The 1,570-nt window shown below is 62.2% G+C and carries 1 protein-coding gene; it reads right to left on the minus strand.

Translation table 11 applies throughout. The features are described 5' to 3' along the window. Nucleotides 1-32: 32 nt before the first annotated feature. Nucleotides 33-1,480 (minus strand): IS3 family transposase gene (locus ACTJJW_RS14725; protein WP_462645909.1). Its coding sequence is split into 2 segments (ribosomal slippage): nucleotides 33-1,114 and nucleotides 1,114-1,480, totalling 1,449 coding nucleotides; the frame shifts between segments, so codons are not numbered across the junction. Nucleotides 1,481-1,570: the final 90 nt, after the last annotated feature.

Below are 1,570 nucleotides of genomic sequence, written 5' to 3' on the forward strand. Positions count from 1 at the left end.
CGGAAGGTGTCAACCTTTATGAGTCAGTTTCTTTAGCCGGTCATTGAGTTCGTTCCTTCCTTTTCGGGTTCGTTGATCCACGTCGTCGTCGGGAATGTTGGCGGCTGCGGGAGCTTCCGAACGAAGCGTTCAGGGTGCGTGGCATAGGCGGTCCTGAGAACGCGGGCGCGAGCGTGCTGGATGGCGCGTGCGCGGCCGTGGTGAACGTTGAACGGGGTGTGCATTCCAATGCCCGAATGGCGATGTTCACCGTTGTACCAGTCGTAGAATTCGGTGCAGAATGAGCGTGCCTCGGCGAGGCTGTGGAACCGGTCGGGGAACTCGGGCCGGTACTTCAGAATTTTGAAGTGCGACTCCGAAAATGGATTGTCGTTACTTGTATGCGGGCGGGAGTGCGACTTGGTCACGCCCAGGTCGGCAAGCAGAAACGCGACGGGTTTCGACGCCATCGAGGACCCGTTATCGGAGTGGATCGTCAGCTGATCACGGCGAATGTTCTGCTTCTCGATCGTGTCGAGCAGGAGCCGCTCAGCCAGCTCGGCGGACTCCCGGGTCGCGACCATCCACCCGACGACGTACCGCGAGTAAATGTCGATAATCGTATACAAGTGGAAGTACGACCATGTGGCCGGACCCTTGAGCTTCGAGATGTCCCACGACCAGGTCATGTTGGGTCCCGTCGCGATGAGTTCGGGCTTGATGCGTGCCGGGTGCTCGGCCTGAGCACGACGCTCCCCGGTCTCGCCGTGGGCGCGGAGCAGACGATACATCGTCGCCACTGAGCACAGGTAGGTGCCCTCGTCGAGGAGGATCGCCTGGATCTCCGCCGGCGCCTTATCCACGAACCGATTGCACCGCAGCATCTCCAGAACAGCGGCGCACTCCAGCTCGGTCAGCGCCCGCGGCTGCTTCGCCGGCTCCGGCCGGGGCCGCGGCGATGACGGCGGTCTTGGCGACCGCGGGTGTTGGCGGTAGTGCGTCGCCCGCGACCGGCCCACGGCCAGGCACGCGTCCCGCGTGCCCACGAGAGGGACGAGGCAGGTGATGGTGGCGTCGATTATTTCTCGGTGTTCTTCTCGCTGCTGTTGGTCGAGAGTTGATCCAACAGAGCCGAGAGTTTTCCCTGGATAGCGATCACCTGCCTAGCCGTATCCAACTCGCCTAACAGCCGCAGATTCTCCTTCCGCAGGCGGGCGGCGTCCTTTTCTGCCGCGCTGGCTGGTGGTGCTCCCGCCGGCCGCGCCAACGCCTCCAGCACTCCTCTATCGCGCTGATCACGCCACTTACCCACCAGCGAGGTATACAACTTTTCCCGACGGAGCAAAGCGCCACGACCCTGCCGATCGAGTCGTTCGTACTCGGTCAGAATGTCGCGTTTGTACTTGGCCGTGTAGGTCCGCCGCCGAGCACGCTCGGGAACCTGAGGATCGGGGACATCTTCCATCCCTACAGCCTGCCCGATCGAGCTGAGCCCTGTCATTACGGTGTTCGTCAAGGGGAACTCCTTCCCCGCCCTCTACGACACTATTCGGGACGATCCCGGTGCCTTATGCAAGGTTGACAGAGAGGG

Source organism: Rhodoglobus galactosidasius (assembly GCF_054957775.1).